This window comes from Nocardioides solisilvae (assembly GCF_003194625.1).
In the GTDB taxonomy this organism is placed as follows: domain Bacteria; phylum Actinomycetota; class Actinomycetes; order Propionibacteriales; family Nocardioidaceae; genus Nocardioides; species Nocardioides solisilvae.
In genome coordinates, this window is sequence record NZ_QHKX01000002.1 from 500,430 (window position 1) to 524,683 (window position 24,254).

The following is a 24,254-nucleotide window of genomic DNA, read 5'->3' on the forward strand; positions in this document are numbered from 1 at the left end:
CGGCTGCGGGTCAGGCGCTGCTGCGGGTCAGGCGCGCGAGTGGAGGGTGCGAGGACCGACGGCGTGCTCGGCCAGCAGGGTGATCCCCCGCTTGAGGCCGCCGACCTCGTCGCCCTCGGCGAACGCCGACTGCATGGCGACCACGGCCAGCGCGACCTCCTCGTCGGTCAGCTGGCGCCGCACGTGGGCGCCCGTGACCACCTCCAGCAGGCGCGCCGTGGGGTCGACGACCACCAGGACGCTGCGCTCGGGCGTGCCGAGCGCGGCGTGCAGGCGCTCGGCGAACGCCCGGGCCGGTCCGGTGACCACGCCGCGGAAGACGGAGAACTCGAAGCGGCTCGTCTGCTCCGCCGACCGGATGGCCCGGTCGAGCTCGGCGCGCTGCCTCGCGGTCAGCTCACCAGCTGCCACTGGCCCCACCGGTCTCCTCGGCGGGGGCCTTCGACTGCTCCAGCTCGGCACGACCGCCGCGCGGGCCGCCGAGCCACTGGTCCTCCACCGGCGTCGAGCGGGTCGAGAGCTTCTCCCCGCGCGCCAGGATCGGGGCGTAGAAGAGCAGCGCGACCAGGGCGGCGGCGCCCAGCGGGAGCAGGATCAGCACGAGCAGGAAGTCCATGGCGGAGACCGGGTCGGGGTCGGACCAGCCCTCCGGCACGTCGGCGAGCGCCGGGGCGCCCAGCAGCACGGACCCCACCACGACCGCCGGCACGAGCAGGCGCAGCGACGAGCGCAGGACGCGGGCGGGGCTGGTCTGGGAGGAGGTCGTGGAGGTCACGGACGTGAGGATATCGCGGACGCCCCCGGCTCCCTCAGGCGCCCACGGATCCTCACCAGCCCCTCGCCATACTGAGGGCCATGCCTGTGCTGCCCTTCCAGACCTCCGGTCCGTGCGAGGACGACCAGACCCTGTGCGAGTGGACCGACCGGGCCACCGGGAACGACCGGCTCGCCGAGCTCGCCGACATCGTCATCGGCAAGCCGCTCACCATCGGGCTCCTGGTGCTCGGCGCCCTCCTGCTCCGCTGGGTGCTGCACCGCCTGGTCGACCGGGTGGTGCACCGGGCCGAGGCCGGGATGGTGCCCGACCGGGTGGCGCGCGCGGCGATGACCACCTCGGCCCGGCTGGGCCGCAGCGCCGAGTCGTCGCCGCGCGACCTGGCCGCGCGGACCCGCCGGGTGCAGCGCGCCAAGACGATGGGCAGCCTGCTCAAGAGCATCATCAGCGGGGTCGTGCTCGCGATCGTGACGACGATGATCCTCTCCGAGCTGGGGGTCAACATCGCCCCCATCATCGCCAGCGCGGGGATCCTCGGCCTGGCCCTCGGCTTCGGCGCCCAGACCCTGGTCAAGGACTTCCTCTCCGGCATCTTCATGCTGGTGGAGGACCAGTACGGCGTCGGCGACGTCGTCGACCTCGGGGAGGCCTCCGGCACGGTCGAGGCCGTGAGCCTGCGGGTCACCAGGCTGCGCGACCTCAACGGCACGGTCTGGTACGTCCGCAACGGCGAGATCCTGCGGGTCGGCAACATGAGCCAGAACTGGGCGCGGGCCGTGCTGGACGTCACCGTCACCTACGACACCGACCTGGTCCGGGTCCGGCGAGTGCTGGCCGAGGTGCTCCGGGGGATCTGGGAGGACGACGACTTCCGCGGCCGCGTGATCGAGGAGCCCGAGGAGCCCGGGGTCGAGGCGATGACCGTCGACGGGATCGTCGTGCGCGTCACGCTCAAGACGGCGCCGATGGAGCAGTGGTCGGTGGCGCGCACCCTGCGCGAGCGGATCAAGGCGCGGTTCGACCACGAGGGGATCGTGATGCCGCACACGCGGTACGTCGAGTGGGCCTCGGAGGTCCGCGACGAGGACGAGGCGGACCCGCGGTCCTGAGCTCGTCCGGGACCTGCACAATGGGGTCGTGAGCTTCTACGACGAGATCGGCGGCGAGGCGACGATCCGCACGATCGTCGAGACGTTCTACGAGGGCGTCGCCGACGACCCGGTCCTCCGTCCCATGTACCCGGAGGAGGACCTGGGCCCCGCCACGGAGCGGTTCACCCTCTTCCTCGTGCAGTACTGGGGCGGCCCCGGCACCTACTCCGAGACCCGCGGCCACCCCCGCCTGCGGATGCGGCACGCCCCCTTCGCGGTCACCCCGACCGCGGCGCAGCGCTGGCTGGTCCACTTCCGGGCCGGGCTCGACAAGGTCGCCCTGACCCCGGAGCAGGACGCGCAGTTCTGGGACTACGTCACCCACGCGGCGCAGTTCATGGTCAACACCAACGAGGTGCCCGACAGCACCGGCGACCTGCTCCGCTGAGCAGCACCGGGGTGGCGCTCAGCCGCCCACGAGACCCTGCAGCATCCGCCGCACGGAGTCGTCGGGCTCGCAGCTGCGCTGGGTCACCGGGTCGAAGAAGACCAGCACGACCGCGGCCCGGCTCATCAGGGTGCCGGCGTCCCGGATCTCCGACTCCACCCTGACCGAGCGCGACCCCACGTGGGTGACCCACGAGCGCACCTCGTACGGCTCGGGACGGAAGAGGATCGGCACGCGGTACTCCACCTGGGTGCGGGCCAGCACCACCACCTGCCGCCCGCCCGACTCCTCGGTGGCGAGCTCGCCCATCATTCGGAAGCGGGCCTCCTGGAAGTACTCCAGGTACTTGACGTTGTTGACGTGGCCGTAGACGTCCACGTCGCTGAAGCGCACCTGCAGCGGCAGGACCGCGGCGGGCTCGCCGGCGGGGGTGGCCGCGAGCAGCGGGGCGGCGGGCTCGGCCGGCTCGTGGAACCGGGCCAGCACCTCGCGCTCGGCCGCGCTCAGCCGCCGCGGGCGCTCCTCGGCGAAGAGGAAGGGCGTGAGCACCGTCGTGGCGCGGGCGTAGGTGGTGCGCACGCCGTCGACCTCGTCGAAGATCTCGTAGGCCATCGTGAAGCTGGCCGCCCGAACCTCGGTGACCCAGCACTCGATGCGCACCGGCTCGGGGCGCAGCTCCAGCGGGGTCAGGTAGGTGATGTCGTGGCCGACGACGACGAGCCCCTCCCCCGGACGCTCGCCGGCGAGGCCGGGCCGGCCGGCCGGGGAGTGCGTGCGGAGCATGTCGACCCGCGCCTCCTGGAGGTAGTCGACGTAGACGACGTTGTTGACGTGGTGAAGGACGTCGAGGTCGGCCCAGCGCAAGGGGCACTCGTAGAGGTGACGCACGCCGTCGATGCTCTCATCCGTCGGACGCGCGTCGACGCCCGCGTGCCGGGCGCCCGGCCGCGTCCCCCGGCGACGGCGACCGTTGGGCGGTCGGCACATGTCCGCGGGCGCGCCGCCCACGTAGGGTGGACGCGACTGTGCCGCCGTCCCTCCAGGAGGAACCCCCCATGCCCGAGGCCGTGATCGTTTCCGCAGCTCGTTCGCCGATCGGGCGCGCCAACAAGGGGTCCCTCAAGGACCTGCGCCCCGACGACCTGGCTGCCGGGATCATCAAGGCGGCGCTCGACAAGGTCCCCGGCCTCGACCCCAACACCGTCGACGACACCCTGCTCGGCTGCGGCCTTCCCGGCGGCGAGTCGGGCAACAACATGGGCCGCGTCGTCAACGTGCTCAACGGGATGGACGACGTCCCCGGCGCGACCATCACCCGCTACTGCTCCTCCTCGGTGCAGACCACCCGGATGGCCTTCCACGCGATCAAGGCCGGCGAGGGCGACGTGTTCGTCTCCGCCGGCGTCGAGACCGTCTCCCGCTTCGCCAAGGGGACCTCCGACCACCTGCCGAACACGGTCAACCCGCTCTTCGACGACGCGCAGAGCCGCACCGCCAAGCTCGCCGAGGGCGGCCAGGACTGGCAGGACCCGCGCGAGCAGGGCCTCCTCCCCGACGTCTACATCGCGATGGGCCAGACCGCGGAGAACGTCGCCCGGCTGCGCGGCCTGAGCCGGCAGGAGCTCGACGAGTTCGCCGTCCGCTCCCAGAACCTCGCCGAGAAGGCGATCGCCGACGGCTTCTGGGCCCGGGAGATCACGCCGGTGACCACGCCCGACGGCACCGTGGTGACCGCCGACGACGGCCCGCGCGCCGGGGTCACGTACGACGCCCTCGCCGGGCTCCAGCCGGTCTTCCGCCCCGACGGCGTCGTCACCGCCGGCAACTGCTGCGCCCTCAACGACGGCGCGGCCGCCGTCGTCGTCATGAGCGACACCAAGGCCGACGAGCTCGGGGTCACCCCGCTCGCCCGCATCGTGGCGACCGGCGTGTCGGGCCTCTCCCCCGAGATCATGGGGCTCGGCCCCGTCGAGGCCACGAAGCGCGCGCTGGCCAACGCCGGCATGAGCATCGGCGACATCGACCTGGTCGAGATCAACGAGGCGTTCGCCGCCCAGGTGGTCCCCTCCTACCAGGAGCTGGGGATCGACCTGGACCGGCTCAACGTGAACGGCGGCGCGATCGCGGTCGGCCACCCCTTCGGCATGACGGGTGCCCGCCTGCAGGCGACGATGCTCAACAGCCTGGACTGGCACGACAAGTCCACCGGCCTCATCACCATGTGCGTCGGCGGCGGGCAGGGCATGGCCCTGATCCTCGAGCGGGTCTGACCCGTCCACCCGGGCACCTCACGCCCTCCCCGGGCGCCTCGCGGCGCCCGGGGAGGGCGTTGCCGTTCACGAGCCGTGCGAGCCGATAGGGTCCTCCCATGACTGATCCGGGGGCGACCAGGTGGCTCGACGAGTCCCAGCAGCGCGCGTGGCGGGCCCTGATGCTGGGCCACACCCTGCTGCTCGACCGGCTGGACGACGACCTTCGGGAGGCCTACGACATCTCGCTGGCCGAGTACGAGATCCTCGTCCGGCTCTCCGAGCGCGAGGGCCGCGCGATGCGGATGGCGCAGCTCGCCGACGCCCTGGCCCACAGCCGGAGCCGCGTCACCCACACCATCGCGCGCCTCGAGCGCAGCGGCTACGTCGAGCGGGCCGCCTCCCCCGAGGACGGTCGCGGCGTCGTCGCGAGGCTGACCGACAAGGGGATGGAGCTGCTGCGCGACGCCGCCCACGTCCACGTGACGGGCGTGCGCAAGAACATCGTGGACCTCGCCGACCCGCAGGACTTCGAGGCGATGGGCCGCGTCTTCGACGCGGTGGCCGACCACCTCATCGCGCGCCACCCCGAGATGGAGCTGCGCGCCTCCCCCTGAGCGGCGCCCCACCCTGCGGGGCTCCTGCCGGTGCCTCCACCGGACGCGGCGTCAGCCGTCGGCGAGCACCAGGGTGAGCACGACCGCGAGCGTGCCGAGTGCCACCAGGCCCCACCGCACCGGGTGCGGCCAGACGCGCGCGGCCCCGATCGTCGGCGCCGCCGCTCCGACGAGCCCGGCGGCCAGCCCGGCCCCCCGGGCGGCACCCTCCAGCCCGAGGGCGGCCCACGCCGCCACGAGCACCGACGCCAGGACGACGTGGAAGGTCAAACGGGACAGCAGCGCGTCCTCGAGCGAGCCGCTCCGCGCCACCGGCACGGGCGGCGTCACCGAGGGCGGTACCGGCCGTCGGATCGGGTCCGGCACCGACGTCAGTCGCGGGTGAGCCGCCGGTGGGTGACCCGGTGCGGTCGCGCCGCCTCGGGGCCCAGGCGCTCGATCTTGTTCTCCTCGTAGGAGGCGAAGTTGCCCTCGAACCAGAACCACTTGCCGCCGTCCTCCTCGTCGCCCTCCCAGGCGAGGATGTGCGTGGCGACCCGGTCGAGGAACCAGCGGTCGTGGGAGGTGACCACGGCACAGCCGGGGAAGTCGAGGAGCGCGTCCTCCAGCGCGGACAGGGTCTCCACGTCGAGGTCGTTGGTGGGCTCGTCGAGGAGCAGCATGTTGCCGCCCATCTTGAGGGTGAGCGCGAGGTTGAGGCGGTTGCGCTCACCGCCGGAGAGGACGCCGGCCTTCTTCTGCTGGTCGGGTCCCTTGAAGCCGAACGACGCGACGTAGGCGCGGCTGTTCATCTCGAAGTTGGCGACCTTGATGAAGTCCAGGCCGTCGGAGACGACCTCCCAGACGTTCTTGTTGGGGTCGATCCCGCCGCGGCTCTGGTCGGCGTAGGAGATCTTCACCGTCTGGCCCACCACCAGCTCGCCCGAGTCGGGCTTCTCGTCGCCCGTGATCATCCGGAACAGCGTGGTCTTGCCGACGCCGTTGGGGCCGATCACGCCGACGATGCCGGCGCGGGGCAGCGTGAAGCTGATGTCGTTCCACAGGACCCGGTCCTCGAACCCCTTGGTGAGGCTGCGGGCCTCGAGCACCACGTCACCCAGCCGCGGGCCGGGCGGGATGTTGATGTCGGCGGTGTCGATCTTGCGCGCCTTGTCGGCCTCGGCCGCGAGCTCCTCGTAGCGGGCAAGGCGGGACTTGCTCTTGGTCTGCCGGGCCTTGGCGTTGGAGCGGACCCACTCCAGCTCCTTCTCCAGCATCTTGGCGCGCTTGGCGTCCTTCTGCCCCTCGATCTTGAGGCGCTCCTTCTTGGTCTCCAGGTAGGTGGAGTAGTTGCCCTCGTAGCCGTGGATGGAGCCGCGGTCGACCTCGGCGATCCACTCGGCGACGTTGTCGAGGAAGTACCGGTCGTGGGTGATCGCCAGGACGGCGCCCGGGTAGGTCTTCAGGTGGCCCTCGAGCCACTGGACCGACTCGGCGTCGAGGTGGTTGGTGGGCTCGTCGAGGAGGAGCAGGTCGGGCTGCTGGAGCAGCAGCTTGCAGAGCGCGACCCGGCGTCGCTCGCCACCCGACAGGTTGTCGACGAGCGCGTCGGGCGGCGGGCAGCGCAGCGCGTCCATCGCCTGCTCGAGGCGGCTGTCGACGTCCCACGCGTTGTGGTTGTCGAGGTAGGTCTGGAGGTCGCCGGTCTCGGCCATGAGGGCGTCCTGGTCGGCGTCGGGCTCGCCCATCTCCATGTAGGCGTCCTCGAGCCGCTTCATCTTGCTCTTGATGTCGTGCACGGCCTCCTCGACGTTCTCCAGGACCGTGCGACCCTCCGTCAGCGGGGGCTCCTGCTGCAGCATCCCGACCGTGGCCTCGGGGTCCTTGAAGGCGTCCCCGTTGTTGGGCTGCTCGAGCCCGGCCATGATCTTGAGCAGGGTCGACTTGCCGGCCCCGTTGGGACCGACGACACCGATCTTGGCGCCGTGCAGGAACGAGAGGGTGACGTTGTCGAGGACCACCTTGTCGCCGTGGGCCTTGCGCACGTTGCGCAGCGTGAAGACGTACTCAGCCATGTCCGCGACCCTACCGGTGCCGACCCTCCCGCCCCGCATCGCTCCTAGGCCGCAGGCTCGGCGACGGCGCGGTCCGACCCGTCGGCGGCCGCGTCGGCGACCACCCGGCCGTCGCTGTCGAGCCGGGGACCGCCCTCCTCGTAGGAGTGCAGCACCTCGCGGACCGGGTCGTCCTCGGCCACGGGGGCCGGCTCGCTGCGGCTGACCCGCCGGAAGACGCTCGTCCCCCGGGTCAGGTCGTGGCCCACGGAGGAGGCGACCACGACGTAGCGGGTGCTCACGGTGCCGTCCTCACGCTTCCAGACGTCGGCGACGAGCTTGCCGGAGACCACCACCGGCTCCCCCGTCCGCACCGAGGCGGCGACGTTGGTGGCCAGCGTCCGCCACGCCTTCACGGCGTACCAGATCGTCTCGCCGTCCTCCCAGCGCCCGCCCCGGAACCGCCGTGGGGTGCACCCCACCCGGAAGCTGGCCACCGCCACCTGGTTGACGCCCTCGGTGAGGGTCACCTCGGACCCCACCCAGCCGCTGAAGGTGATCGTGCTGTCGTTCATCTGGCTCCTCCTCGCCTCGTCGCGGGCCGTCTGCCCGACCCCGAGGCTGCCGCGACGGCGGCGTCCGCGCGGCGCCGCCGCGTGCGGCTGTGGAGGAGGGGTCCGCCGGGTCCCCCTGTGGAGGGCGGGCGGCCCGTCAGCGCAGGGCGGTGGCGAGCCCGTCGACCGCGCGGCCGTAGGCGTCGAGCTCGGCCTGCACCGGGGCCACCACCAGCTCCTCGGTCGCCTCGCCGATCGCCTGCCGCAGCCGCTGGTCGGCGACGGAGGCACGGCGCCGGGCCGTGGCCGAGACGAGCACCCGGGCCCCCAGCGCGAGCAGCAGCCCGAGCCCGAGCCCGGCGAGGAGCAGCAGGGTCGGCAGCGGCCACCCGTTCCACTCCGGGGTGGGCGGCTCGGGCACCCGCGCGTAGGTGGCCACCCCCAGCAGGGCCAGCCAGGCGCCGCCGACCAGAGCGGCGACCACGAGCACCCACTGCAGGGCCCGCAGCAGGCCCGTCCAGACCGGCAGCCTCTCGACGCCGAGGTCGGTGGCCGCCAGGGCCTTGTCCAGCCGGTCCCCCAGGTCGGGGAGGCGGGAGACCGACGCCCGGCGCACGGCGTGGCCCCAGGCCGGCTGCATGCCGGCGGTGACGTCGTCGACGAGGGCCCGCACCTCGGTGTCGACCCGGGCCCGCTGGACCTGGGTGGGCTCGGGGACCGAGCTGCGCGGCGTGCCGGTCAGCTCGCGCCCGACCTGGCCCAGGTCGAGGTGGAGGCGCTTGAGGGGGTCGGGCCGGAACCGGCTCAGCCAGGCCGTCGCGGGCCACCCGGTCGCCCGGTTGGCGCGGACCCGGGTGGACTCCTCGACCGCCTTCACGACGGTCGGGACGCCGGCGGCCTCGGCGAAGGAGTCCTCGAGCGCCTCGAGGCGCTCCCGGGAGAGCGTGGGGGCGGCCGCCTCGCCGGTGACCGTCCGCATCCGCAGCGCGCTGGCGCGGACGTCGGCCTCGAGCCGCTGCTTGGTGACCTTCTTGCTGGCGACCTTGCGGGCGATCTCCTCGCGGAGCCCGTCGACGCCCCAGCCCTCCCGCGAGCTGACGCCCAGCACGGGGACGCCGGTGAGCCCGTCGGCGGCGAGCAGCCGTCGCACGTCGCCCAGCATCGTCTCCCGACGCTCCTCCGGCACCCGGTCGATCTGGTTGAGCACCACGAGCATGACGTCCTTGTGCGTGGCGAGGGGCGCGAGGTAGCGGTCGTGGATCGCGGCGTCGGCGTACTTCTGCGGGTCGAGGACCCAGATCAGCATGTCGGCGAGGGCGACGAGCCGGTCCACCTCGAGGTGGTGGCTGACCTCGGTGGAGTCGTGGTCGGGCAGGTCGAGCAGGACGACGCCCTGGAGCGCGGTGTCCTCCCGACCCTGCGAGAGCAGGTTGTCGCGGGCGACGCGGTGCCGCTCGGGGATGCCGAGGAACTCCAGGAGCTCGGGCGCGCCCTCCGAGCCCCAGACGCAGGCCGTCGCCCACGAGGTGGTGGGACGGCGCACCCCCACGGCGCTGAGCTCGAGCCCGGTGAGGGCGTTGAACGTCGACGACTTCCCCGACCCGGTCGCCCCGGCGAGCGCGACCACCGTGTGGTCGGCCGAGAGGCGCAGTCGGTGGGCGGCCCGGGCGGCGGTGGCCCCGGCGGCGTCGACGACCTCGTCGTCCAGCCGGCCGCGGCTCGCCTCCACGGCCTGGGCGAGGCCTTCGACCCGCGCGCCGATGTCGGAGCCACGGGTCACCAGCTTCTTGGCGCCCTCGAGAAGAGACGTCATGGTGTCCTCTGCCGGGATGTTCGGTTGACGGTGCCCACCCTAGTCTCCCGTCCCACCGGCCACACCCGTCCCGGTGCCGGACCCCGGCACCGACGCCTGCGCAGACCCCTGCGCCGACCCCGCGCCCGGCTCCTGCCGGGCGGACTGGGCGAAGCGCAGGTCGTCGACCCGGCGCGCTGCCTGGCGCAGCGTCTCGGGCGACCCCTCGTCGACGCCGAGGGAGGCGAGCAGGTCGAGGTAGCGGGCGCGCTCGGCGTCGTAGAGCTCGGCGACCCGCCGCTCGAGGTCCTGCCGGGCCCGCTCGGCGAGCGACCGGACCGCCTGGTCCCCGAAGACCGCCTCCAGCAGCTTCTGGCCCAGCACGGCCCCGCCGCCGGCGATGCCGGCCTCGGCGCCGACGAGGGCGCCGCCGGTGTGGGCGAACACGACCACCATGAGCGCGACGGAGAGGCCGTTGACTCCGTAGGCGAGGAAGCGGGCCGTGGTCCGCTTGTCGGCGCCCTCCTCCCGGACCATCTCGAGCACGTCGCGCTGCCAGTCGCGGACGGCCCGCTCGGCGCGCCGGCGGAAGTCGCGCGAGGCCCGGCCGAGGTCCTCGCCCGCGTCCCGCAGGAGGGCCTGGCCGGAGGCCAGGGACTGCCAGGAGGCCTCCGCCCGCTCCGCGGCCGCCTCGGCGTGCTCGGTGAGGAGCGTCTCCAGCCCCGACTCCACCGCGACCTGCACCCGCTCGGCCTGCTGCGGCTTGCCCTTGACGGCGTTGACGATGCGGTCCCGGAGCCACCCCACCCGGGTCTCGAGCGAGCGGAGCAGCTCGCCGGTGCCGACGAACTCCTGCCACCGGGCCAGCACCTCGCCGCGCAGCAGCGTGCCGTCGGCCGAGGCCTCCCGCACGGCGGCGGTGCTCGCGGCGTACGCCTTCTCCGCGTCCTCCCGGAGCCGGGTCAGCGCCTCCACCTGGGAGGTCTCCGCGTCGGCGACCAGGTGGGTCCGCTGGGCGACGTTGCGGATCGCCCCCTCGAGGGTCTGCCGCACCACCCCGGCGCGGGCCTCGGCGTCGGCGGCCAGCGACTCCAGCCAGCCGCGGATCTCGGCGACGGACGAGGCGGGCAGCAGCCCCTCGTCGTCGACCGGTCCCTCGTGGACGGTGAACAGGGGCGAGTCCTTGAGCCCACGGCTCGCGAGCATCCGGGCCAGGTGGCTGGCCACCGTCTCGACGGCCTCGGGCGGGGTGCGGTCGAGCACGATCGCCACTGCCGCCGAGCGCTCGGCGGCCTCGCGCAGGAACTGCCACGGCACCTGGTCGGCGTACCGGGCCGCGGAGGTCACGAAGAGCCACAGGTCGGCCGCGGCGAGCAGCTGGGCGGCCAGCGTCCGGTTTGCCTCCTCGACCGAGTCGATGTCGGGGGCGTCGAGCACCGCGAGCCCGGCGGGCACGGTCTCGGAGGGCACCAGCTGCAGGGCCGAGGGGTCGTTGGTCGCCGTGGTCACGCGCTCCAGGTCGGGTAGCAGGCGGTCCTGGCCGAACCAGTGGGCGTCCTCGGGGTTGTGCACCAGCACGGGCGACCGGGTCGTGGGGCGCAGCACCCCCGGCTGGGTCACGCGCCGACCCACCAGGGAGTTGACCAGGGTCGACTTGCCCGCCCCCGTCGACCCGCCGACGACCGCCAGCATCGGCGCCTCGATCGTCATCAGCCGCGGGATCACGTAGTCCTCGAGCTGGGCGATCATGTCGGCGCGGGCGCTGCGGTGCACCTCGACCTCGGGGACCTCCAGCGGCAGCACGGCCTGCTGGAGCGCGCCCCGCAGCTGGACCAGCGCGGTCAGCATCCGTCCGGCGTCGGGCGAGGGATCCCCCGCCGGGGACTCCGGCCGGGTCTGGGGCTCGGTCATCGCGTGGGGACCACCTGTCCGGGGAAGGAGACGTAGGGGCGCGCGGCGTTGAGCCGGCGGACGAAGTGCTGGCCGCGGACGGCGAAGTCGGCCGGGGCGGTGCCGCGGAGGTACCGGTGGTGCAGGAAGCCGAGCTCGACGGCCGCCTGCTGGTAGTCGCGCATCGCCCGCTCCGCGTCCTCGCCGCCGCGCTGGCGGGCGTGCTGGCGGCCGGCGCGGCGGGCGCGCAGGTCCACCAGCCAGGCGATGTCGGAGGCCGGGAGCAGCCCGCGGCGGGCGGCGTCGTCGAGCGCCCGGGCCAGCATCCGGCGCTCCGAGCGCCGCAGCCAGACCGCGAAGCAGACGACGCCCACGAACGCCGGGGCCATGGTGGTCAGGTACACGAGGACGAAGCCCCCGGCGCCCGCGAGGGTCGAGGCGTTCCACAGGCCATGGGACAGCACGGCGAGGACGTACCCCGCGACCGGCGCCAGCACACGGAGCGCTCCGCTGCGGCTCGCCACGGCCACCCCGACCCCGATCCCGATGAACGACGTGAAGAGGGGGTGCGCGAAGGGGCTGATCAGGCACCGGAGCACGAAGACGGTGGTCACGGCCTCGGTCCCGCCGGGGCCCATCGCGTCGGTGCCGTCGTAGGCCGCGGCGAGGTAGAGGATGTTCTCCACGAACGCGAAGCCGACGCCCACCATGCCGGCGTAGACGATGCCGTCGAGGACGCCGTCCAGCTCGCCGCGGCGCCACCACAGGAGCAGCAGCAGGAAGAGCCCCTTGGTCGCCTCCTCGGTGACCGGTGCCACGACCGCCAGCATCTGCGCGTCGCCGAAGCCGCCGACGAAGCCGCCGACGCCCTGGAGCACGACGGCACCGGCGGTGGCGACGAAGGCGCCCCACGCGAGGCCGGAGACGAGCAGCCGACGGGGCTCGGGCTCGTAGCGGTCCAGCCACAGGAAGCAGCCGAGCAGCGGCCCGACGGGGAGCACCGCCAGCAGGGTGGCGAGGGCCAGCGTGGAGGGGGCTCCCGAGAGCGCGATCAGGAGGATCATCACCACGCCGCCCAGCAGCGCCAGGAGGGTCACGACGAGCGTGAACGCGACGCTGTCGCGACCGTGGCTGGACATGGGCGGCAGCCTAACGGGAGGAACGTCCCCCGGCGTACAGTGATCGGCGTGAGCGAGCAGCCGAGCAGCGAGTCGACCACACCCCCGCGGACCGACCCGGAGCCCGACGGCCGGGACCCTGGGACGCAGTCCCACGACCCGGCGGTGCCCGAGGCCTACGCCGCCTTCATGCGGACGGGCTGGGCCGACCCGGCCCGCGACGTCCCTCGCCACGACGTCGCCCCCCTGGCCGCCGCGCGGCGGGCCCGCCTGGCCGAGGCGTTCCCCGGCGAGCGGCTCGTGCTCCCCGCCGGCACCTTCAAGGTGCGCTCCAACGACACCGACTACCGGTTCCGCCCCGACACGGCCCACACGTACTTCTCCGGCAACCAGACCACCGACGCGGTCCTGGTGGTCGAGGACGACCGGCACGTGCTCTACGCGCGCCCCCGCTCGGGCCGCGACTCCGACGAGTTCTTCCGCGACCGGCAGTACGGCGCCCTCTGGGCCGGCGAGCGTCCCTCCCTCGAGGAGGTCGCCGCCTCTCTCGACCTCGAGGTCCGCCACGTCGCCGACCTGCCCGAGGCCCTGGCGGCCGGCCCCAAGACCCGGGTGCACCGGGGGGTCAGCGCCGACGTCGACCGGCTGGTCGAGGGCGACGACACCGCCGACGCCGACCTGGCCCGCGTGGTCTCCGAGATGCGCCTCGTCAAGGACGACTGGGAGGTCGCCCAGCTGCAGGAGGCGTGCGACGTCACCACGCTGGGGTTCGAGGACTCCGTGCGCGAGTGGGACCGCGTGCTCGAGCACGGCGAGCGCTGGATCGAGGGCACCTTCTTCCGCCGGGCCCGTGCGATGGGCAACGACATCGGCTACGACTCCATCGTGGGCGCGGGCTCCCACGCCACGACCCTGCACTGGATCGACAACACCGGGCCGGTCGTGCCCGGCGAGCTGCTCCTGCTCGACATGGGCGTGGAGGGCCGCAACCTCTACACCGCCGACGTCACCCGGACGCTCCCCGTCTCCGGCACCTTCACCGACCTGCAGCGCGACCTCTACGAGCTGGTGCTCGCCGCCCAGCAGCGCGGCATCGAGGCGGTCCGGCCCGGCGCGGCCTTCCTGGCGGCCCACGAGGCGGCGATGGAGGTGCTGGCCCACGGGCTGGCCGACCTCGGCCTCCTCCCCGTCAGCGCCGAGGAGGCGCTGGACCCGTCGTCGAAGGTCTACGCCCGCTGGACGCTGCACGGCACCTCGCACATGCTCGGCATGGACGTGCACGACTGCGGCCGGGCCGCGCCCGAGGCCTACACCAAGGCCGAGCTGGCCGAGGGCATGGTGCTCACCGTGGAGCCCGGGCTCTACTTCCAGGCCGACGACCTGCTCGTTCCCGAGGAGCTGCGCGGGATCGGCATCCGGATCGAGGACGACGTCCTCGTCACCGCAGACGGGAGCAGGAACCTCTCGGCGGCGCTCCCCCGCGCCTCACACGACGTCGAGGAGTGGATGGGCCGGCTCCGCGGCTGACGCGGCCGCGGCCAGCCGTCGGGCCGGCCGCTGCAGCGACGCGGCCAGCGCGATTGCGACCGCCGTCGCCGAGACCGTCACCGCGAACGCCGCCGTGTGGCCGCGCCCGTCGCCGAGCGCGTCCGCGAGCCGGCCGGCCAGGCCGGCCCCGACGGCGTACCCGATCCCGACCGCGCTGCCCAGCAGGCTCAGGCCGAGCGACGAGCGGCCCGGCGGCAGGGCGCGCTCGCCGAGGCTGAAGACGCTGATCAGGTAGGGCGCGACCGCGAAGCCCAGGGCGAGCACCACGAGCACCAGCCCGCCCAGCGAGTCGACCGCCAGCAGCGGCAGCGAGAGCAGGAGCAGGAGCGAGGCGGAGGCGAGCATCCGGCGCTCCTGCACGAAGCCGGCCGGCAGCAGGGCGGTGCCGAAGCCGGCCACGACGCTGCCGACGCCGAGGACCGCGTGGACCAGCCCGGCCAGGCCGGGCTGCCCCACCGAGTCCGCCAGGACCGTCGTGCCGGTCTGGGTCGCCCCGAAGAGGGCCCCGACGCAGAGCAGCGCCACCAGCAGGACGACGAAGAACGGCGTGAGGAACCGCTCCCGCGCGGCCCCGCCCGGACGTGCCCCCTCGCGGTCGCCCGCACCCGTGAGCCGCGCGCTGGGGTGGAGGGCGAACGCCGTGCCGACCACCACGAGCAGGACGGCGGCGGTGCCCATGGCCACGGCCGGGGACGCGAGCGCCACCAGGACGCCGACCAGCGCGGGCCCCAGGACGAAGGACGCCTCGTCCATGGCGCCCTCGTAGGAGAAGGCGGTGTCGAGCAGCCGACGTCGGTGCGGGTGGCCGCGCCCGACCAGGGGCCGCCAGCGGGCCCGGGCCAGCGGCCCGACCTGCGGGATGCAGGCACCGGCGAGGGCGGCGGCCAGCACCAGCGCACCCGACGGCACCCCGTCGCGCCCGGCGGCGTGGACGAGCAGGCCGAGGGTCGCGGCCCCGGCCAGCGACTGGGCGAGCACGACGGGGCGCTGGCCGACCCGGTCGGCCACCGCCCCGGCGACGGGTGCGCCGACGGCGTTGGCGACGGCCAGGACCCCGGCGGCGAGCCCGCCGGTGGCATAGCTGCCGGTGGCGGCCGAGACGAGGAGGAGCGTCCCGAGCTGGGACATCGAGAGCGGGAGGCGGCCCAGGAAGGCGACGACCACGTAGGCGGGGCCGGCGAGCTCGTAGAGCCGCCGGTAGGAGGCGAGGGGTGACACGGGAGGACTTTCGGGCAGGCACGGACGGCGCGCGCCGTACCCACCTCCAAGAACGCGCAGGACCCTCTGCGTCGCCCATCCTAGAGGGGCTCCTGCGCCGGGGTAGATTCGTCGGGTCATGGACTGCGCCCACTTCGACGCCCACCGGTGCCGCTCCTGCTCCTGGCTGGAGGTGCCGCGCCCAGACCAGCTGGCGGCGAAGGAGCGGCACGTGCGCGAGCTGCTCGACCCGCTGGCGCCCGCGGGCGGGACGCGGTGGCTCCCCACCGTCGCCGGGGCCGACGCGGGGTTCCGCAACAAGGCCAAGATGGTGGTCGGCGGGACCGTCGCCGCGCCGACCCTCGGCATCCTGGACGAGCGACGGGCCGGGGTGGACCTGCGGGACTGCCCGCTGCACACCCAGGGGCTGCGGGACGCCCTCCCCGTGCTCGCCGGCTTCGTCACCGACGCCGCGCTCGCGCCGTACGACGTCGCCGCCCGCCGCGGCGAGCTCAAGCACCTGCTGGTCACCGAGTCCCCCGACGGCGAGCTGATGGTGCGGTTCGTGCTGCGCTCCCAGGAGCCGGTGGCCCGGATCCGCAAGCACCTGCCCGCCCTGCTGACGGCGCTACCGCGGCTGCGCGTGGTCTCGGCCAATCTGCAGCCCGAGCACAAGGCGGTGCTGGAGGGCGAGCGCGAGATCGTGCTGCACGGCGAGACCCTGCCGATGCGCGTCGACGGCCTCGTGCTGCACCTGCGGCCGCAGTCCTTCTTCCAGACCAACACCGAGGTCGCGACGGCGCTCTACCGGCAGGCCACGACGTGGGTGGCCGAGGCGGCCCCGCCCGACGCCGAGGTCTGGGACCTCTACTGCGGGGTGGGCGGCTTCGCGGTGCACCTCGCGACCCCGGGCCGGCGGGTGCACGGCGTGGAGGTGAGCGCCGAGGCCGTGGCGAGCGCCCGGGCGACCGCGCGCGAGCACGGGCTGACCGGGGCGACCTTCGAGGCGGCGGACGCGACCGCGTGGGCGCTCGCGTCCGACCACGCGCCCGACGTCGTGGTGGTCAACCCGCCGCGCCGGGGCGTCGGCGCCGACCTCGCCGGATGGCTGGACTCCTCGGGCGTGCCGACCGTCGTCTACTCCAGCTGCCACGCCGGCTCCCTGGCCCGCGACCTCGCCGCCATGCCGTCGCTGCGGCCGGTCCGCGCGCAGCTGCTCGACATGTTCCCCCACACCGGCCACTACGAGGTGCTGGTGCTCCTGCAGCGCGCACCCGCCGGGGCCTGCGCGTGACCGGCGGGCGGGTGCTGGACGAGGCATACGTCGAGGCGGTGCTGGCGCTGGTGGAGCGGGTGCCGCCCGGCCGGGTGGTGACCTACGGGCTGCTGGCCGACGCGGTGGGCCGCGGCGGGCCGCGCCTGGTGGGCCGGGTGATGGCGCTGCACGGGGGCGGGGTGCCGTGGTGGCGGGTGGTGCGGGCCGACGGGCGTCCCGCCGACTGCCACGAGGGCACGGCGGGGCGGCTGCTCGCCGCCGAGGGCGTCCCGCTCCGGGGCTCGGGTCGGGTGGACCTGCCGGTCGCCGTGTGGCACCCCGACGCGAGGTGACCTCCGAGCGCTGTTCCAGAGCATCCGCTCTGCTATTGTCGTCCGGCCCGACCGACCTGCGAGGAGAGCCCATGCCCACCCTGACCACCGACGGCCCGATCTGGACGCTCCACCTCGGCGAGGACGAGAACCGCTTCTCCCCCGACTGGCTGGCCGCCGCCACCAAGCTCCTCGACGAGGTGGCCGACTCCGACGAGCCGGCCGCGCTGGTGACGACCGCGTCGGGCAAGTTCTTCTCCAACGGGCTCGACCTCGAGTGGCTCGGTCAGCACCCCGACCAGCTCGGCAGCTACGTCGACAGCATCCACGCGCTCTTCGCCCAGGTCCTGACGCTGCCGGTGCCGACCGTCGCCGCGATCAACGGCCACGCGTTCGGCGGCGGCGCCATGCTGGCGATGGCCCACGACCACCGGGTGATGCGGTCCGACCGCGGCTACTTCTGCTTCCCCGAGGTGGACATCCAGATCCCCTTCACCGAAGGGATGTCGGCGCTGATCACCGCCAAGCTGACCCCGCAGGCCGCCGTCACCTCGATGCTCACGGGCCGCCGGTTCGGCGGCGCCGAGGCGGCCGCCACGGGGTTGGTCGACGCCGCGACCGACCTCGGGCAGCTGCCCGGGGCCGCGGCCGACCTGGTCCGCGACCGGGCCGGCAAGCACCGCCCGACGCTGGGGACGATCAAGCAGACGATGTACGCCCACGTCGTCGAGGCGCTCGCCCGCCCGCAGGGCTGACCGGCCGAACCGGCACGGACAGCGGCACGACGTCGGGGCGAGGCGTGGGACGACGGCGCGAGCACGACCTGGACGAGGTCCTCGACCACGCCCGCACCCTGTGGGCGCGGGAGGGTCGCGGGGCCCTGACCATCCGTGCCCTCAGCGCGGCCTCGGGGATGAGCAACGGCGCCATCTACCACGCGTTCGGCTCCCGCGACGGCCTGCTCGCCCTCACCTGGGCCCGGGAGGCGCGCCGGTTCGTCGAGCGTCAGCGGGCGGGGGTGGCCCGGGCGCTGGACGAGGGTGGCGGTCCCGTCGAGGCGCTGGTCGTCGCCGCCACCGCGCCCGCGGCGCACGCCAGACACGACGAGGAGGGCGCGCGCCTGCTCCTCTCGGTCCGCCCCCGCGACCTGACCACCGACGCGCTCACCCCCGCACAGCAGCAGGAGCTGGCGCAGCTGCGCCACGACCTGGACCGGCTCGTGCGCCAGCTGGCCGCGCTGCTGTGGCAGCGCCAGGACCGGGCGGCCCTGGTGACCGTGCGCTGCTGCCTGGTCGAGCTGCCGTCGGCGTTGCTGCTCCGGCCCCGGCGGGTCACCGACCCGCTGGCGCGGCTGGTGCTCGAGCGGGCCGTGCGCGGGGTGGTGACGGGGCCGCCGCCGTTCCCGTGAGCCCCGGCGTACGCCGTCAGGGCAGCCGCAGCCCGTCGTCGGGACGCAGGCGCAGCCACCGGTAGCCGTAGCCCTCGAGGCTGACCTGCACGCGCCCGTCGCTCGTCTCCACCCGATCGTGCGCCAGCAGGTCCACCAGCTCCCGCCCCTCCCCCAGCCCCTCGACGGGCAGCTCGACCACGACCGGGTCGGCGGAGAGGTTGTGCACCGCGAGCAGCGCGGTGCCGTCGAGGTCGCAGCGGTGGGCCAGCACCTGTCGGTGCGGCTGCTCGAGGAGCGAGAAGTCGCCCCAGCCGATCTCGGGGCACATCCGGTAGGTGCCGATCAGGGTGCGCACGAAGGTCCACAGCGAGTCGGGGTCCCGGCGCTGGCTCGCGACGTTGACGTGGTCGGGCCCGTAGCCGTCAGGCGTGGGGCGCTGGATCAGCCGCCGGGTCGGCGCCGAGGAGAAGCCGCCCGTGCGCCCGGCCGCCCACTGCATCGGGGTGCGCACGGCCATCCGGCCGTCGGCCGCGAGGTCCTCGCCCATCCCGATCTCCTCGCCGTAGTAGAGGGTCGGCGTCCCGGGCAGGGAGAAGAGCAGGCTGTAGGCCATCCGGACCCGGCGGGGGTCCCCGCCCAGCATCGGCGGGAGCCGGCGCTTGAGCCCGCGGGAGTAGACCTGCATCTCGGGGTCGGGGCCGAAGGCGTCGAAGACCTCCTGACGCTCGTCGTCGGTGAGCTTGTCGAGGGTCAGCTCGTCGTGGTTGCGCAGGAAGGTGGCCCACTGGCAGGTCGGATGGATCTCCGGGCGGGCCAGCAGGGCCCCGGCCAGCGGTCCGGCGTCCTCGCGCGCCAGCGACAGGTAGGTCGCCTGCATGGCCAGGAAGTCGAACTGCATGTGCAGCTCGTCGCCGGCCCCGCCACCGAAGAAGGCCAGTTGCTGCTCGTGGGGCAGGTTGACCTCGCCCAGCATCATGGCGTGGCCGCTGCGCCGGTTGAGGAAGGCCCGCACCCGGCGCATCAGGTCGTGGGGGTCGACCACCAGCGAGGGGTCCCCGATCTCCTCGGAGGTCTGCTCGAGGAAGGGGATCCCGTCGACGCGGAAGCCGTCGAAGCCCACCTGCAGCCAGAAGCCCACCGTCCGCAGGATCTCGTCCACCACGACGGGGTTGGCGAGGTTGAGGTCGGGCTGGTGGGAGTAGAAGTGGTGGAGGTACCACTCCCCGGTCCGCTCGTCGAGCGTCCAGATGGAGTCCTCCCGGTCGGGGAAGACCACGAGGTCGGAGGTGTCCGGGGGCTCGGTGTCGCGCCACACGTAGAAGTCGCGGTAGGGGTTGTCCTTGCTGCGTCGGGACGCCTTGAACCACGGGTGCTGGTCGGAGGTGTGGTTGACGACGAGGTCGGCGATCACCTTCATGCCGCGGTCGTGGGCGGTGCGGATCACCTCGACCAGCTCGCCGTGCGTGCCGAGCCGGGGGTCCACGCCGTACAGGTCGCTGAGGTCGTAGCCGTCGTCGCGGTCCGGGCTCGGGTAGAACGGCATCAGCCACAGGCAGGTGACGCCGAGCTCGGCCAGGTAGTCGATCCGCTGGGCCAGCCCGCGCAGGTCGCCGGTGCCGTCGCCGTTCCCGTCGTGGAAGGTCTCCACGTCGAGGCAGTAGATGACCGCGTTCTTCCACCACAGGTCGCTGGTGTCGGTGACCTTCACGACGCACCCCCCGCCCGGGTCGCCACGGCCGGCAGCACCTTCTCGCCGAAGGTGTCGAGGAAGCCGGCCTGCTCCTGCCCGACGTGGTGCAGGTAGATCTCGTCGAAGCCCAGCGCGGCGTACTCCTCCAGCCACTCGACGTGCTGCGCCGGCTCGGCGGAGATCCGCACCGCGCGGCGCACGGAGTCGACGCCGACGTGCTCGGCGAGGGCGTCGAAGGCGGCCGGGGTGTCGACGTCCCACGGCACGGTCCCGCCGAAGACGTTGGTCCGCCACTGGTCCGTCGCGATCCGCACGGCCTCGTCCTCGGTCGGCGCCCACGACAGGTGCACCTGCAGGGCCAGCGGTCCGCGGCCGCCGGCGTCCCGGTAGGCCGCCACGAGGTCGCGCAGCACCTCGACCGGCCGGTTGAAGGTCACCAGCCCGTCGGCCCAGGCCGCGACCCGCGCCGCGGACTCCACGCTCGCGGCGGGGCCGACCAGCGGCGGCGGCTCGTCGGGCAGGTCCCAGACCCGTGCCCGGTCGACCCTGACCAGTCCGTCGTGGCTGACCTCCTCGCCGCCGAGCAACCGGCGCACGACGTCGACGCACTCCTCCAGGCGGCGGGTCCGCTCCTCCTTCGACGGCCAGCGGTCCCCGGTGACGTGCTCGTTCATCGCCTCGCCGCTGCCCAGCGCGACCCAGAACCGTCCCGGGAACATCTGGGCCAGGGTGGCGATCTTCTGGGCGTGCACCGCCGGGTGGTAGCGCTGGCCGGGTGCGCTCACGCACCCGAGCCGCAGCGAGGTGGTCGCCAGCGCCGCACCGAGCCAGGCCCAGGTGTAGCCGGAGTGCCCCTGCCGGGCGCTCCAGGGGACGAGGTGGTCGGAGCACATCGCCATCTGGAAGCCCGCCTGCTCGGCGTGCTGGACATCGGCGAGGAGCTGCCGCGGGCTGATCTGCTCGTGCGAGGCGTGGAAGCCGATCCGGGTCATGCCACTTCCCTTACCCGGACCGGCCCCCTCGCACCGCTCAGCGACGTCGCGGCGTCGCCCCGTGCCCGGTGTGGTCCTGCCGTCGGACGCGGCTGCGGTCGGCTCCCCGGTCGGCCTGCGGTGCGCCCGCCTCGACCGTCGAGGTGTCCCGGGCGAAGGTCCACACGGCGGTGGCGATCGCGTCGGCGTTCACGTCGAGGGCGTGCACGTTGACGTTGCCGACCAGGTGCTGGTCCTGGCGCAGCAGGTCGTAGAGGGCCTCGTCCTGCCCCTCGCCGGTGAGGTTGTCGCACGCCAGGTGGTAGCAGGGGTCGTACGACGCCCCGGCGACGCCGCCGTAGAGGGCCGCCTCCTCCGGGGTCTTCTCGACCTCGGCCCCGGTGAAGAGGCCACCGGCGGGGATGCCGACGGCGATGAAGGGGCCGTAGTCGGAGCGGCCGGAGAACTCGCTGTCCTGGAACGGCTCGCCGCGGTCGGTGTAGAACTCCTCGAAGACGTCCTCGATCTCCGCGGAGCCCGGCGGGATGAAGCCCGGCTCGGCGGTCCCGCCGGAGTCGTCCCCGTCGTAGACGCCGAAGACGTAGTTCGGCGAGGCCACCATGTCGAAGTTGAGGTAGAGCGCGATCGCCTCCCGCTGCTCGTCGGTCAGCTGGCCGACGTAGTGCTCGGCCCCGAGCAGGCCTTCCTCCTCGGCGCCCCACCAGGCGAAGCGGACCGTGTTGCGCGGCTCGACCTTCCGCATCTGGATCGCGGTCTCGAGCAGCGCCGCGCTGCCCGACCCGTTGTCGTTGATCCCGGCGCCGTCCTGGACGCTGTCGAGGTGGGCGCCGGCCATCACGACGTTCCCGTCGTCGCCGCGCCGCGTCTCGGCCAGCACGTTCCAGGTGGTCCGCTCCTCGGCGGTGTAGTCGACGACCACCCGCACCGTCGCGCCGGGCGTGGCCGCGAGGTCCGCGCCCGCCTCCTGGACGGCGAAGACCACGGGGATGGTCAGGCCGGTGGCGTCGCCGATCATCGAGACGAGGCCGGGCTGGTTGTTCCAGACGATCGCCGCCGACGCACCGGCCGCCTGGGCGTTGAGCGCCTTGACGGCGAAGCCGCAGGTGCCCCGCTGCACCAGCGCCACCTGCCCGGCCGGGAAGCCGGCGAAGTCCGCGGCCTCGCAGCCGCTGCTGGCGCTGCCGGGATCGACGACGACGAGCGACCCGGTGGCCTCGCCCTCCGGGGTCCCGGAGTCGAAGCTGTTGCGGAGGAACTCGACCCCCTCCTCGAAGCTCCTGGGTGCGGGGTCGAGGCGCTCGAGGACGGAGTCGTCCTCGACGTACTCGAAGGTGAACTCCTGGACCTGGGGCTCGTAGCCGGCCTTCCGCAGCTGGCGCTCGACGTAGCGGACGCTGCCCTCGTAGCCGGGCCGGCCCGCCGCGCGGTCGCCGTACCGGTCCGCGACGTCCTGCAGCGCGTCCAGGTGCCGCAGCACGCCCTTGGCGGTCACCTTGCGGGTCAGCTTGCCCAGCTCGTCGTGCCCGCGCCCGTGACCCTTGCCGTGCCCGTGCCCGTGCCCGTGGCCCTTGCCGTGCCCGTGGCCGTGGCCCTTGCCGTGGCCCTTGCCATGGTCCTTCGGGTGGGCCTTCTGCTGGGCCTTCTGCTGGGCGTGGTCCGACCCGCGGGGCGACGCCTCGACGGGGGCCGCCGCCAGCGCGCCGGCGAGCACGACCGTGAGCACGGCAGCTGCCACTGTCCTGGTTCTGCGCATCCGAGATCTCCTTCGTCCGCCGGCCCCGTTGCCGGCACTCGCCGCACCGTACGACGTGATCCAGATCACACGTAAGCCCCCGGATGAGGGATGCCGGGACGCTCGGTAGAGTCCCGCCCGGTCGTGGGGGCGACCTCGACGCCCGCAGCACGCACCCAGGAGGCTCACATGGCTTGGACCCTGCACGGAGACGGCCGGGGCGTCGCCCCCGACGCCCTCGTCCGCCCCGACGAGCGGCTCTCGTGGCCGCGCACCCTCGGCTTCGGCGGGCAGCACGTCGTGGCGATGTTCGGGGCCACCTTCCTGGTCCCGATCCTCACCGGCTTCCCCGTCGCGACCACGCTGCTCTTCTCGGGCCTCGGCACGCTGCTCTTCCTGCTGCTCACCCGCAACCGGGTGCCGAGCTACCTGGGCTCCTCCTTCGCGTTCATCGCGCCGATCCAGGCGTCCATGGGCGACCACGGCATGGGGGCCGCCCTCTTCGGGATCATGGTCACCGGCGTGCTGCTCGCCGCCGTGGGCCTGCTCGTCAACGTCACCGGGACCGGGTGGATCGACGTGCTGATGCCGCCGGTGGTCACCGGCGCGATCGTCGCCCTCATCGGCTTCAACCTCGGCGGGGCCGCGACCGGCAACTTCCAGCAGTCCCCGTGGATCGCCACGCTGACGCTGGCGACCATCGTGGTCGTCGCCGTCGTCTTCCGCGGGCTCGCCGCCCGGCTCTCGATCCTCATCGGCGTCGCGGTCGGCTACGCGGCGGCGGCCCTCACCGACCAGATCGACTTCGCGTGCACCCGCGAGCCGGTGGCGCTCAGCTGCCGGCCGGTGGCCGACGCCGCGTGGTTCGGCCTGCCCGACCTCACCGCCCCGAGCGTGACGTGGTCGGTCGTCCCGATGTTCCTCCCCGTCGTCCTGGTCCTCGTCGCCGAGAACGTCGGCCACGTCAAGAGCGTCGCCCACCTCGTCGGCGACCCGACGATCAACGAGCGCACCGGCAACGCGCTGCTGGCCGACGGCCTGGCCACCGCGCTCGCCGGCGCGGGCGGCGGCTCCGCGACCACGACGTACGGCGAGAACATCGGCGTGATGACCGCGACCCGGATCTTCTCGACCGCCGCCTACTGGGTGGCGGGCGTCGTCGCCGTGCTGCTGAGCCTCTCCCCCAAGTTCGGCGCCGTGCTCAACACCATCCCGGCCGGGGTGCTGGGCGGGGTCACCGTCGCCCTCTACGGCCTGATCGGACTGATCGGCGTCAAGATCTGGATCGACAACGACGTCGACTTCGGCCGGGCCGTCAACCAGTACCCGGCGGCCGCCGCCCTGATCATCGGGATCGGCGACCTCACCCTCAACGCCGGCCGGATGACCTTCACCGGCATCGCGCTGGGCACGGTCGCCGCGGTGGTGCTCTACCACGTGATGGCCGGCCTGGAGCGGCTGCGCGAGGGCCGGGTCGACGACGGGGCCGACGGCGACCCCGAGCCCGACGACCGCCGCTACGTCTGAGGCGTCGCCCCGGCCCCGCCCCGG

23 protein-coding genes are annotated in these 24,254 nt (G+C 73.8%); 10 read left to right on the forward strand and 13 right to left on the reverse strand.

The genetic code is table 11. From position 1 onward, the window contains the following. Positions 1 to 27 precede the first annotated feature (27 nt). Entirely contained in the window at positions 28 to 411 is a 384-nt protein-coding gene (locus DNK53_RS08375) for a DUF5130 family protein (RefSeq protein ID WP_110181835.1), read from the reverse strand. Then, positions 398 to 775, reverse strand: a complete 378-nt coding sequence (locus tag DNK53_RS08380; RefSeq protein WP_110181836.1) for a hypothetical protein — start codon at positions 773 to 775, stop codon at positions 398 to 400. The genes DNK53_RS08375 and DNK53_RS08380 overlap by 14 nt, the downstream gene beginning before the upstream one ends. 80 nt (positions 776 to 855) lie before the next feature. Here DNK53_RS08380 and DNK53_RS08385 point away from each other — a divergent pair, with 80 nt between their 5' ends. Together DNK53_RS08385 and DNK53_RS08390 are read left to right on the forward strand one after the other, a co-directional pair. Next, entirely contained in the window at positions 856 to 1,884 is a 1,029-nt protein-coding gene (locus tag DNK53_RS08385) for a mechanosensitive ion channel family protein (protein WP_110181837.1), read from the forward strand. 28 nt (positions 1,885 to 1,912) lie between these two features. After that, on the forward strand, positions 1,913 to 2,314 hold the full coding sequence (locus DNK53_RS08390; RefSeq protein WP_204163821.1) for a globin: 402 nt from the start codon (positions 1,913 to 1,915) through the stop codon (positions 2,312 to 2,314). Positions 2,315 to 2,332: 18 nt separating this feature from the next. Here DNK53_RS08390 and DNK53_RS08395 read toward each other — a convergent pair whose 3' ends face one another. Continuing rightward, positions 2,333 to 3,202 (reverse strand): acyl-CoA thioesterase, encoded by an 870-nt coding sequence (locus DNK53_RS08395; RefSeq protein WP_239456431.1) that lies wholly within the window; start codon positions 3,200 to 3,202, stop codon positions 2,333 to 2,335. Positions 3,203 to 3,369: 167 nt separating this feature from the next. Here DNK53_RS08395 and DNK53_RS08400 point away from each other — a divergent pair, with 167 nt between their 5' ends. Beyond that, on the forward strand, positions 3,370 to 4,584 hold the full coding sequence (locus tag DNK53_RS08400; RefSeq protein WP_110181839.1) for an acetyl-CoA C-acetyltransferase: 1,215 nt from the start codon (positions 3,370 to 3,372) through the stop codon (positions 4,582 to 4,584). A 98-nt stretch (positions 4,585 to 4,682) separates the two neighbouring features. Further along, positions 4,683 to 5,180 (forward strand): MarR family winged helix-turn-helix transcriptional regulator, encoded by a 498-nt coding sequence (locus DNK53_RS08405; protein ID WP_110181840.1) that lies wholly within the window; start codon positions 4,683 to 4,685, stop codon positions 5,178 to 5,180. A 51-nt stretch (positions 5,181 to 5,231) separates the two neighbouring features. Here DNK53_RS08405 and DNK53_RS08410 read toward each other — a convergent pair whose 3' ends face one another. The 6 genes from DNK53_RS08410 to DNK53_RS08435 form a co-directional block, all read right to left on the reverse strand. Further along, positions 5,232 to 5,510, reverse strand: a complete 279-nt coding sequence (locus DNK53_RS08410) for a hypothetical protein (RefSeq protein ID WP_110181841.1) — start codon at positions 5,508 to 5,510, stop codon at positions 5,232 to 5,234. 41 nt (positions 5,511 to 5,551) lie between these two features. Beyond that, positions 5,552 to 7,234 carry an energy-dependent translational throttle protein EttA gene (gene ettA, locus DNK53_RS08415; protein ID WP_110181842.1) on the reverse strand — a complete coding sequence of 561 codons (1,683 nt, stop codon included), beginning with the start codon at positions 7,232 to 7,234 and terminating at the stop codon, positions 5,552 to 5,554. A gap of 44 nt (positions 7,235 to 7,278) precedes the next feature. Next, entirely contained in the window at positions 7,279 to 7,788 is a 510-nt protein-coding gene (locus tag DNK53_RS08420) for a single-stranded DNA-binding protein (RefSeq protein ID WP_110181843.1), read from the reverse strand. A 136-nt stretch (positions 7,789 to 7,924) separates the two neighbouring features. Continuing rightward, positions 7,925 to 9,580, reverse strand: coding sequence for a YfjP family GTPase (locus DNK53_RS08425; protein WP_110181844.1), 1,656 nt, complete (start codon positions 9,578 to 9,580; stop codon positions 7,925 to 7,927). A 39-nt stretch (positions 9,581 to 9,619) separates the two neighbouring features. Next, positions 9,620 to 11,470 carry a dynamin family protein gene (locus tag DNK53_RS08430; protein WP_239456432.1) on the reverse strand — a complete coding sequence of 617 codons (1,851 nt, stop codon included), beginning with the start codon at positions 11,468 to 11,470 and terminating at the stop codon, positions 9,620 to 9,622. Then, a complete protein-coding gene (locus DNK53_RS08435; RefSeq protein WP_110181845.1) occupies positions 11,467 to 12,588 on the reverse strand; it encodes a PrsW family intramembrane metalloprotease in 1,122 nt (373 codons plus the stop codon). Before DNK53_RS08435 ends, DNK53_RS08430 begins: the two co-directional genes overlap by 4 nt. A 48-nt stretch (positions 12,589 to 12,636) precedes the next feature. On the opposite strand from DNK53_RS08435, the gene DNK53_RS08440 reads away from it, so the two are divergent. Continuing rightward, positions 12,637 to 14,094 carry an aminopeptidase P family protein gene (locus DNK53_RS08440; RefSeq protein ID WP_338041009.1) on the forward strand — a complete coding sequence of 486 codons (1,458 nt, stop codon included), beginning with the start codon at positions 12,637 to 12,639 and terminating at the stop codon, positions 14,092 to 14,094. Here the strand turns inward: DNK53_RS08440 and DNK53_RS08445 are convergent. Continuing rightward, entirely contained in the window at positions 14,053 to 15,333 is a 1,281-nt protein-coding gene (locus tag DNK53_RS08445; RefSeq protein WP_110181846.1) for an MFS transporter, read from the reverse strand. The two genes, DNK53_RS08440 and DNK53_RS08445, sit on opposite strands and share 42 nt — an antisense overlap. Before the next feature lie 118 nt (positions 15,334 to 15,451). Here DNK53_RS08445 and rlmC point away from each other — a divergent pair, with 118 nt between their 5' ends. The 4 genes from rlmC (at position 15,452) to DNK53_RS17465 (ending at position 18,307) form a co-directional block, all read left to right on the forward strand. Continuing rightward, a complete protein-coding gene (rlmC, locus tag DNK53_RS08450; RefSeq protein WP_110181847.1) occupies positions 15,452 to 16,606 on the forward strand; it encodes a 23S rRNA (uracil(747)-C(5))-methyltransferase RlmC in 1,155 nt (384 codons plus the stop codon). Beyond that, positions 16,603 to 16,920: an MGMT family protein gene (locus DNK53_RS08455; RefSeq protein WP_239456434.1), complete on the forward strand. Its 318-nt coding sequence runs from the start codon at positions 16,603 to 16,605 to the stop codon at positions 16,918 to 16,920. Before rlmC ends, DNK53_RS08455 begins: the two co-directional genes overlap by 4 nt. A 71-nt stretch (positions 16,921 to 16,991) precedes the next feature. Further along, complete coding sequence (locus DNK53_RS08460) at positions 16,992 to 17,654, forward strand: enoyl-CoA hydratase/isomerase family protein (protein ID WP_110181848.1); 663 nt, start codon at positions 16,992 to 16,994, stop codon at positions 17,652 to 17,654. Between the two features lie 44 nt (positions 17,655 to 17,698). Further along, entirely contained in the window at positions 17,699 to 18,307 is a 609-nt protein-coding gene (locus tag DNK53_RS17465) for a TetR/AcrR family transcriptional regulator (RefSeq protein ID WP_162599839.1), read from the forward strand. Between the two features lie 16 nt (positions 18,308 to 18,323). Here the strand turns inward: DNK53_RS17465 and DNK53_RS08470 are convergent, their stop codons facing one another. Genes DNK53_RS08470 through DNK53_RS08480 form a run of 3 tightly spaced genes read right to left on the reverse strand, consistent with a single transcriptional unit; the run spans position 18,324 to position 22,724 of the window. After that, entirely contained in the window at positions 18,324 to 19,997 is a 1,674-nt protein-coding gene (locus DNK53_RS08470; protein WP_110181849.1) for an alpha-amylase family protein, read from the reverse strand. Further along, positions 19,994 to 20,971, reverse strand: coding sequence for a TIGR03885 family FMN-dependent LLM class oxidoreductase (locus DNK53_RS08475; protein ID WP_110181850.1), 978 nt, complete (start codon positions 20,969 to 20,971; stop codon positions 19,994 to 19,996). Before DNK53_RS08475 ends, DNK53_RS08470 begins: the two co-directional genes overlap by 4 nt. 37 nt (positions 20,972 to 21,008) lie before the next feature. Then, positions 21,009 to 22,724 carry a M28 family metallopeptidase gene (locus tag DNK53_RS08480; protein ID WP_162599840.1) on the reverse strand — a complete coding sequence of 572 codons (1,716 nt, stop codon included), beginning with the start codon at positions 22,722 to 22,724 and terminating at the stop codon, positions 21,009 to 21,011. Positions 22,725 to 22,892: 168 nt separating this feature from the next. Between DNK53_RS08480 and DNK53_RS08485 the strand changes: the two genes are divergently transcribed. Next, positions 22,893 to 24,230 (forward strand): uracil-xanthine permease family protein, encoded by a 1,338-nt coding sequence (locus DNK53_RS08485; RefSeq protein WP_110181852.1) that lies wholly within the window; start codon positions 22,893 to 22,895, stop codon positions 24,228 to 24,230. Positions 24,231 to 24,254 lie beyond the last annotated feature (24 nt).

Excerpts from the sequence above, each read along its gene's own strand:
- DNK53_RS08460 (WP_110181848.1), top strand. The coding sequence starts at position 16,992 with ATGCCCACCCTGACCACCGACGGCCCGATCTGGACGCTCCACCTCGGC.
- DNK53_RS08435 (WP_110181845.1), bottom strand. The coding sequence starts at position 12,588 with ATGTCCAGCCACGGTCGCGACAGCGTCGCGTTCACGCTCGTCGTGACC.
- DNK53_RS08480 (WP_162599840.1), bottom strand. The coding sequence starts at position 22,724 with ATGCGCAGAACCAGGACAGTGGCAGCTGCCGTGCTCACGGTCGTGCTC.
- DNK53_RS08485 (WP_110181852.1), top strand. The coding sequence starts at position 22,893 with ATGGCTTGGACCCTGCACGGAGACGGCCGGGGCGTCGCCCCCGACGCC.
- DNK53_RS08400 (WP_110181839.1), top strand. The coding sequence starts at position 3,370 with ATGCCCGAGGCCGTGATCGTTTCCGCAGCTCGTTCGCCGATCGGGCGC.
- DNK53_RS08430 (WP_239456432.1), bottom strand. The coding sequence starts at position 11,470 with ATGACCGAGCCCCAGACCCGGCCGGAGTCCCCGGCGGGGGATCCCTCG.
- ettA (WP_110181842.1), bottom strand. The coding sequence starts at position 7,234 with ATGGCTGAGTACGTCTTCACGCTGCGCAACGTGCGCAAGGCCCACGGC.
- DNK53_RS08475 (WP_110181850.1), bottom strand. The coding sequence starts at position 20,971 with ATGACCCGGATCGGCTTCCACGCCTCGCACGAGCAGATCAGCCCGCGG.
- DNK53_RS08385 (WP_110181837.1), top strand. The coding sequence starts at position 856 with ATGCCTGTGCTGCCCTTCCAGACCTCCGGTCCGTGCGAGGACGACCAG.
- DNK53_RS08425 (WP_110181844.1), bottom strand. The coding sequence starts at position 9,580 with ATGACGTCTCTTCTCGAGGGCGCCAAGAAGCTGGTGACCCGTGGCTCC.
- rlmC (WP_110181847.1), top strand. The coding sequence starts at position 15,452 with ATGGACTGCGCCCACTTCGACGCCCACCGGTGCCGCTCCTGCTCCTGG.
- DNK53_RS08405 (WP_110181840.1), top strand. The coding sequence starts at position 4,683 with ATGACTGATCCGGGGGCGACCAGGTGGCTCGACGAGTCCCAGCAGCGC.
- DNK53_RS08420 (WP_110181843.1), bottom strand. The coding sequence starts at position 7,788 with ATGAACGACAGCACGATCACCTTCAGCGGCTGGGTGGGGTCCGAGGTG.